This is a genomic window from Flavobacterium sp. (genome assembly GCF_036405015.1).
Taxonomy (GTDB): domain Bacteria; phylum Bacteroidota; class Bacteroidia; order Flavobacteriales; family Flavobacteriaceae; genus Flavobacterium.
Genome location: NZ_DASWYK010000077.1, coordinates 1 through 5,496 on the forward strand (window position 1 = coordinate 1; position 5,496 = coordinate 5,496).

General features: G+C 33.2%; 6 protein-coding genes and 1 pseudogene. 4 read left to right on the forward strand and 3 right to left on the reverse strand.

What is annotated here, in order from left to right:
- Together VGE71_RS06280 and VGE71_RS06285 are read right to left on the reverse strand one after the other, a co-directional pair.
- Window positions 1-444, reverse strand: a complete 444-nt coding sequence (locus tag VGE71_RS06280) for a hypothetical protein (protein ID WP_331137554.1) — start codon at window positions 442-444, stop codon at window positions 1-3.
- Between the two features lie 164 nt (window positions 445-608).
- Window positions 609-1,970 (reverse strand): DEAD/DEAH box helicase, encoded by a 1,362-nt coding sequence (locus VGE71_RS06285; RefSeq protein WP_331137555.1) that lies wholly within the window; start codon window positions 1,968-1,970, stop codon window positions 609-611.
- Window positions 1,971-2,432: 462 nt separating this feature from the next.
- Here VGE71_RS06285 and VGE71_RS06290 point away from each other — a divergent pair, with 462 nt between their 5' ends.
- Entirely contained in the window at window positions 2,433-3,197 is a 765-nt protein-coding gene (locus VGE71_RS06290) for a DUF6882 domain-containing protein (RefSeq protein ID WP_331137556.1), read from the forward strand.
- On the forward strand, window positions 3,197-3,532 hold the full coding sequence (locus VGE71_RS06295; RefSeq protein WP_331137559.1) for a cyclic-phosphate processing receiver domain-containing protein: 336 nt from the start codon (window positions 3,197-3,199) through the stop codon (window positions 3,530-3,532). Before VGE71_RS06290 ends, VGE71_RS06295 begins: the two co-directional genes overlap by 1 nt.
- 232 nt (window positions 3,533-3,764) lie before the next feature.
- Here the strand turns inward: VGE71_RS06295 and VGE71_RS06300 are convergent, their stop codons facing one another.
- Entirely contained in the window at window positions 3,765-4,403 is a 639-nt protein-coding gene (locus VGE71_RS06300; RefSeq protein WP_331137557.1) for an NUDIX hydrolase, read from the reverse strand.
- Window positions 4,404-4,410: 7 nt separating this feature from the next.
- Here VGE71_RS06300 and pyrE point away from each other — a divergent pair, with 7 nt between their 5' ends.
- Both pyrE and VGE71_RS06310 read left to right on the forward strand, forming a co-directional pair.
- On the forward strand, window positions 4,411-5,055 hold the full coding sequence (pyrE, locus tag VGE71_RS06305) for an orotate phosphoribosyltransferase (protein WP_331137558.1): 645 nt from the start codon (window positions 4,411-4,413) through the stop codon (window positions 5,053-5,055).
- A gap of 235 nt (window positions 5,056-5,290) precedes the next feature.
- Window positions 5,291-5,496: pseudogene (locus VGE71_RS06310) on the forward strand (SRPBCC family protein); the annotation flags it as partial.

Here is a 5,496-nt window from a genome sequence, read left to right on the forward strand (position 1 = left end):
CTATTTTTGAAATAATTTATTGATTTGATCTTTTACGAATGGCTCAGAAACGTTGTTTGTTGCTGCGTCTCTTTCTTTACCAGAAACCATAAACTGAACTGTAGCTTTGTCTGGAACCACATTTCCTGTGTAGTGTAACCAAATATAGTTATTAGGCAACTCTAATTTGATATCGTACAATGGAGAAGCTGTAAATCCGCCCACGATAATATTGTATAAAGAGTTATAAGCATTATCGATGTTCTTAAATGAAAATTTTCTTAAAGTCGAGTCATCATCACTTTGAACGATAGTGTAATACACAGTGTATTCGTCACCAATTTTCTGAATGTAGTTGTTATTTACTTTTCCTAATTTTTCTACAGGAACAGTTTCTAAAACCTTAACCTGTGCAAACGAAATAAAAGTAAAAAACAATGCGGCAAGAGTAATAATCTTTTTCATAATAGTATTTGGGGTTTACAATTTTACGAACACAAAAAAACATAGAAATATTGAAAAAACACCTATCAAACCATTATTTTTTTAACATAAAATTGTAAAACTTAGATTCTATTTCATAAAAACCTGAATTACAAATAGATAAAAGAAAATTTTCAATCTGAAATTTAGTATTTCCCTCTTTTCTCCTCTTCTACTTTTTTGATGACATTTCGCGCAACTTCAATTTTGAACTTCTTGCCTTTCATTTTTTCATCTTTGATGTTTTTTAGAAGATCCTTTACTTTATTATACTTCACTGCAGCAAACGAAACAAAATCTTTTACTTCGATTAATCCTAAATCGTCTTTTTCTAATTTCCCTTTTTGAGAAAAGAAACCTACGATATCAAACTTGTTTAGTTTAGTTTTCTTTCCACCGCTAATATAAATGGTTTGAAACTGTGGAGGTTTTGGTAACGAAACATTTCCTTCAACGTCCAAAACTTCCATTTCATAATCAATGTAGTCCAATTCTTTTTCACTTTCGTGAATGATAATATAGGCGGTTCCTGTTGCCTGCATACGCGCTGTACGCCCATTTCTATGCGTAAATTCATCTTCTTTTAAAGGCAAATGATAATGAATGACATGTTTCATTTCTGGAATATCCAAACCTCTGGCTGCCAAATCGGTGGTAACTAAATAGGTAACACTTCCGTTTCGAAACTGAATCAAAGCGCGTTCACGTTCTTCCTGATCCATTCCGCCATGATAATACACCGAATAAATTCCTTTTTCGTTTAATGTATCGCTAATACGTTCTGCAGCATCACGATGATTACAGAAAACAATTGCTGACTCTGATTTTAAAGAACAAATCAAATTGAATAAACTCTGCAATTTATCTTTCGCTGGCGAAAGCACCATTTTCATAGAAAGATTGGTCTTTTCTTCTTCTTCAGGAATAAAATCCAAAACAGTCGGATTTATAACTCTTGTATATTTTGGAATTTCAATATCTGAAGTTGCCGAAACCAAAACTCGTTTGTTTACTTTCGATAATTTCCCGATTATAAAAGACATTTGTTCATGAAAACCAAGTTGAAGCGATTTATCAAACTCATCTAAAATTAAAGTCTGAATTTTATCTGTTCTAAAACTATCTCTATCGATATGATCCGCAATTCTTCCTGGTGTTCCAATTAAAACCGCCGGAGGATTGCTTAAATTTTTGATTTCAGTATCAATTGAATGTCCGCCATAACAAATGTTTACTTTGTATGCGGTTCCCATTTTTTTCCAAACCTTTTCAATCTGCAATCCAAGTTCACGAGACGGAACCAAAATTAAACACTGAACCGATAAAATTTCAGGTTGCAATAATTCTAAAACTGGAAGTAAAAATGCGAGAGTTTTTCCAGATCCAGTTGGAGAAAGTAATAAAGTATTGTTTTCATTCAAAATAGCATCATGTGCCATTTCCTGCATTTCATTCAGGCTCTGAATTCCTAAATTCGAAAGTATATCGTTGGAATGGTGTTTTTTCATTTTGCAAAAGTAGGGAAAATTTGTTTGCTTAGAATACTGGTGATTTAACCGCAAAGCACGCAAAGTTTTTTTGTTTTTGATTGAGTTAAGAAAACGCAAAGAACACAAAGCTTTGCCACTAGAACTTTGCGTTCTTTGCGAAAAACTTAGCGCCTTTGCGGTTAGAAAAATTTACTTACTTCATCTATTCAACCTTCAGTCACAGAATCAGGTTTTTCCTTGTTTCAAGTTTTAATACTGGCGATTTAACCGCAAAGAACGCAAAGCTTTTTTGTTTTAATTGAGTTAAGAAAACGCAAAGAACGCAAAGCTTTGCCACTAGAACTTTGCGTTCTTTGCGAAAAACTTAGCGCCTTTGCGGTTAGAAAAATTTCATTTTCTACGATTCGTTCTCTTCCCGAACAAATATTAATCAATTATTCCAATTAATCATTTTCCTACTTATTTTTAAAAGTTATATATTTGAAAACAGTAACTTCAAAACAACAAAAGCCTCAAAACATGGGAATATTCAATAATCTCTTCAAAAAGAAAGAAGAAAAAACAGAATCACAAAACAATATCCATTTTACATCTGAAAATGATTTCTTAGAAAAATTTGGAGCACTTGCTTTAGAAAAACAAAGAAACCTATACGAAGTAACAGGCGGACTTTCTTGGAATGTCGATATGGACAAAGAAGAAATCATTTTTGGAGATCAACTAACTTTTCCGATTCAGGTTTTGGGTTCGTTTTCGCATTCGTCAGAAACTTGGCTTTGGCTTTGGGAAAATAAAGCGGGCGGTTATGCAGAATCTGTCATGCAACAAGCACTTTCATTAAAGAAATACGGAGAAGAAAACAATATTGAGTTATTATCTGTTGGAAAATTTGACGCTGTTCCTAATGATTTACATCTTATTGGAATGGTTGCTACAACAATGTTTAATGCAAGCGGTTATTACCTTGGAAATTATGGTCAAGGAACCATGGTGGTTACGATTAAATCTGACAAAATAGACAATATTGAAAGCGAAGAATTCTCTAGAATCTTAACCGTTTTCCCAGAATTGATTTCGACATTTGAAATTCAAAATCATAAAAATGCCTTTACGAATTATCTTTCTCAAAAAGGTTACGAATTGATTTCAAATGAAAACGAAATTAAAGCTCAAAAGAATGGCAAAGTAATCAATGCGGTTTTTAATGAAAACGATCTTTTGATCAATTTAAATGGTAATTCTTAATATCTCACAAACTCTTTCTTGACGATTTGCGAGATGTCCCAATGGTTTACAAAAACCTGACTGATGATGATTTTGTCATTGTCAGGAATTTTCATGATTTTAAGAAAGTAATTTCAGAAAACGGACTTCCCGAATTAATCAGTTTTGATAACGATTTAGGACTTGACGAAAATAATAATGTCGCTGAAGATGGTTATGCTTGCGCAAAATGGCTGGTTTATGAATCTGAATTCGATTTGAGAGATTTAAAATTTAATGTGCATTCTGCCAATCCTGTTGCAAGTGTACAAATTCAGAGTTTGCTTGATAATTATATCAAATATTTGAAAGGATAAATTATCTTTTTTGAAGAGACTTTTTTGTCTGTAAAACTTGAAAACTGATCCCAAGGCATATCTCCGCGTGAGGGATAGAAGCTAGCTACCGAAGTAGCGCGGATAGCCCGACAGCATTTAAGAAAAGGCCCAATGAACGCAAAGTTGATTGGGCCTTTTTTTAAATGGTGGCACGCCCTAATTTTTAAGATTCTGAGGTGCTGAGGTTCTAAGATGCTAAGTTTTGAGCTTCTTAAGACTCTAAATTTTCTTTTTTGGGTTTAAAATCTACCGAAGCGTATTTATCTTCTTCGAATAACAATTTGATGTTTTCGTAAGAGTTTTTTAGTGCTTCTTTGATTTGTTCCGGATTTAGCCAAGCCACTTTTTCGATTCCTTCTTCTAATTGGCCGTGTGGAGTTCCTTCAAAATCAGACTGCATTTCGAACCAGTGCGTGATTTTGAGTTTGTATTTTCCGTTACGTTTAAAGATATGGTAGGTTTTCTGTAGTTTGTTTGTAATACGAAGCTGGTTTACGCCAGTTTCTTCTTCAACTTCCCTCATGGCTGTTACCTCAATCTCCTCGCCTTTCTCGATTCCGCCCTTTGGAAGATCCCATTTACCGTTTCTGAAGATAAATAAAACCTCGCCTTTCTTGTTGTACACAAAGCCTCCGCCCGCTTTATTTACGGGGATTTTAGCTTTTAGTGTTTTCATCATTTCACTTTCATCTGGATGATAAAGAATCGCTTTTTGAATTTTATTTTGAAAAATTTTTATAATAAGCTGTTCTATATCAATACTCTCCAACAAGAACAATTGGAAATCTGTTTCCTTAGAGATTTCATTTGTCAAAAAAAGTGGTTTGTCGTTTACAAAAACTTTATACATTTGTACTATGATTTTTAATAAAGATACTGCCGAAAAAACAGCCGAATTGCTTTTGCAAATAAATGCAATTAAATTGAATCCCGAAAATCCTTTTACATGGGCTTCTGGTTGGAAATCTCCTATTTACTGTGATAATAGGTTAATTCTTTCATTTCCGAGCATCAGAAACTATGTTCGTGATGAATTTGCCAAAAACATCGAAAAACAATTTGGAAAACCTGATGTGATCGCTGGTGTTGCTACTGGAGCCATTGGAGTTGGAATTTTGGTTGCCGAAAGTTTAGGCCTTCCATTCGTATATGTGCGTCCGGAACCTAAAAAACACGGAAGACAAAACCAAGTTGAAGGTTTTTTACAAAAAGGCCAAAACGTTGTAGTGGTCGAAGATTTAATTAGTACTGGAAAAAGCAGTTTAATGGCTGTGGAAGCTTTAAGAAGCGAAGGTGCTAACATTAAAGGTATGGCTGCTATTTTTACATACGGTTTTGGTGTTGCTGAAGAAAATTTTAAAGAAGCTAATATTGATTTATTCACTTTAAGCAACTACGAAAATCTTTTGGATTTAGCTGTTCAAAAACAATATATAACAGAAGATCAACAATCTACTCTTTTAGAATGGAACGAAAGTCCATCTACTTGGGGACAAGACTGATTTTAGATTTTAGATTTTAGATTTTAGATTTTAGATTTTAGATTTTAGATTTTAGATTTTAGATTTTAGATTTCTTAAAAATCGCTTCGCTCTTTTTTGGAATTTGGGATTTAGAAAATTGGAATTTATTTAAAGTTCCAGCTTTGCGATCTTTGCGTTTTTTTGTAAAATCTTGTATATTTAAAAAAACTTTGCGCGCTTTGCGGTTAAGAAAAAAATAAAAAACAAAACAAATATGAACTTAGAAAGTCCAAAAGTTACAGTTCAGAAATCAGCTCAAGATTTATTTGATCAATTGACTGACGTTAAGAACTTCGAAAAATTAATGCCAGATAACATTGCTAAATTTGAAGTGACTGGCGAAGACGCTTTTATTTTTGGATTGAAAGGAATGCCTGAAATCAAATTGAAAATGAAAGAAAAAACAGCTCCAAACAAAAT